Raw genomic sequence first — 2,000 nt, forward strand, 5'->3', positions numbered from 1 at the left:
CGCCGCCGCGCCGGGGCCGCCCGCGGGCCTGACGGGTTGGTTCCGTGGTCCCCCCAGGGTCCGCCGTGCGGACCCGCGCCCCGCGATTGCCGGTCGCGGCTGGCACGATGATCGAGATCGCCTAAAATGGCCAAAGTCGAGTAGGGGACGTACCACGATATCCTCCGCCGACAATCCCCCATACGATGCCGCATCCATGAGGCTGATTCTCTACTCTGTCTCAGAGTTCCCGGCGCCTCCAAGTCTGGCCTCGCGCGCTGACTGCCGGGCTCAGATGGAACTCATTCAACTGATCCCGGCGGGCGTCCAGGTTCGGCGAGTGTCGAGCAGGTGCTGATCGCGACGAGCCTAAGAAGGGTCTGATGGGTGCGTCTCGGCGAGCACCCTGAGACAAGGTCAGCGCCCGGTGCAGGTGTTCCCGGTCTTGAGCCAACCCCGTTTCCCGCATTCCCCCCAATAATCCGCACCTTCAGCGCTCACGGTCCCCGCCCACCGCGCAGCACACTGCGCCCATGGCCGACCCCACCGAAATCCCCAAGTACATCGACGATCCGCCGCTGATCCTGCTGTGGCGCGTCGATGATCTCGTGCCCATCGTCCTGTGTCTGATCATCGGGATCTTCACCGGCAGTCCCAGCACGATGTTCAAACTGATCGTTCTGGGCGTGCTCCTGGTGCGGCTGTACTCCAAGTACCGCGAGCGGCGCCCCGACGGGCACGCGCTGCACGTCCTGTACTGGTACGGACTGCTGCCCCTGCGCGGGCGGACCACCCCCAATCCGTTCTGTCGGCGGTGGCTCCCATGAACCTCCAGCGCTTTCTCGCCACCTGGGCCGGGCTGACGCTGGAGAACCGGATCAACCGCATCATTATTCTGCTGCTGATCGGCGTGAACTGTGTGCTGGCGGTGACGATCAACCAGACCGATCGCACCGTGGTGCGGTGCTGGAAGGGGAGGTCACGGTCGCCCGCGCCTCCGCCAGTCAGGAGGTCCGGGACGCCTGGGCGCTGTTCGTCGCCGAACTGCTCGGCAATGTGACGCCCACCAATGCGGACTTCCTCATCAAGACCCAACTGACCCAAGGGGCGGGCGCCGGCGTGGTGACGGTCGGCGTGCGCAATGCCGGCACCAGTACGGTGCCGGCCAACGCGTCCGTACTGCTCGTCCTGGCCGCGCTCGCGGTGCAAAGTGCCGGACCCCCGGCGCCCAAGGGGAGCGTCCAAGACACCCTGGTGCGCAACCTGCTCACCGACACCGCCCCGCGCTCTTTGGGCATCGAAGGCCTCGCGGCCCGCCTGGAGCGCATGGAGCAGCACGTCGATGATGTGAAGGTGGCGTTGGCGAAACCCCCGGACCCGCCGGCGGTGCCTCCGGTCGACCCCGCCGTGGTCGAGGCCCAGCGTGTCGAGAGTGCTTTGTGATCGTCGGCGGCTTCGGCGATCTCGGGTCGGAACGGGCCTACCTGCGTGCTGAGACACTGACCTGCGTGCGCACCGACGGCGGGGTCATCGAAGTCCCGCTCGACGCCTATGCAGTCGGTGAAGACGGCAAAGTGGGCGTCCGCGGTCGACTGGTCAGCAAGCAGGGCGCCTTGCTCGCCAAAGCGTTGCAGGCCGGCTTCCTGACCGCGTTCTCGAAGGTATTCACCCAGGTCCCGAGCACCTCGTTCAGCAACGCGGCGACCAGCGGCCAGGTCCAGTTTGAGTCCATGTTCACTCCCCAGGCGGCCGAGGCCGGTTTTGCCGGTGGGGTTGGTGGGGCGATGGACAAGTTGGCCGACTATTACATGAAGATGGCCGAAAACACTTTCCCGGTCCTGGAAGTCGATGCGGGACGGGGGATTGAGCTGATCATCAATTAAGCTCGACTTTGGCCATTTTTGCCTGAGGCCGGGCGCTGTGCACGGGTGGGCTGGACCAGGGCCGGCGGCTCCTGCGGAGGTGGCGGCAGCGGGAGACCGGCGGTATCGTCTGAAGTCGACCAAAACACCAGCCGTCAC

At 66.1% G+C, this 2,000-nt stretch carries 3 protein-coding genes; all 3 read left to right on the forward strand.

Annotated elements, in window-relative coordinates; translation table 11 throughout:
• The first annotated feature begins 512 nt into the window (after window positions 1-512).
• The 3 genes from traL to QZY03_RS13505 all read left to right on the forward strand — a co-directional run bounded on the left by traL (window position 513) and on the right by QZY03_RS13505 (window position 1,862).
• A complete protein-coding gene (gene traL / locus QZY03_RS13495; RefSeq protein WP_020503602.1) occupies window positions 513-806 on the forward strand; it encodes a type IV conjugative transfer system protein TraL in 294 nt (97 codons plus the stop codon).
• 136 nt (window positions 807-942) lie between these two features.
• On the forward strand, window positions 943-1,422 hold the full coding sequence (locus QZY03_RS13500) for a hypothetical protein (RefSeq protein WP_295581836.1): 480 nt from the start codon (window positions 943-945) through the stop codon (window positions 1,420-1,422).
• Window positions 1,419-1,862: a TraB/VirB10 family protein gene (locus tag QZY03_RS13505; RefSeq protein ID WP_295581838.1), complete on the forward strand. Its 444-nt coding sequence runs from the start codon at window positions 1,419-1,421 to the stop codon at window positions 1,860-1,862. The genes QZY03_RS13500 and QZY03_RS13505 overlap by 4 nt, the downstream gene beginning before the upstream one ends.
• Window positions 1,863-2,000: the final 138 nt, after the last annotated feature.

The sequence above is a fragment of the uncultured Lamprocystis sp. genome, assembly GCF_903933125.1.
GTDB lineage: Bacteria > Pseudomonadota > Gammaproteobacteria > Chromatiales > Chromatiaceae > Thiodictyon.

Coding starts and splice junctions, on each gene's coding strand:
- traL (WP_020503602.1), top strand. CDS start 513: ATGGCCGACCCCACCGAAATCCCCAAGTACATCGACGATCCGCCGCTG.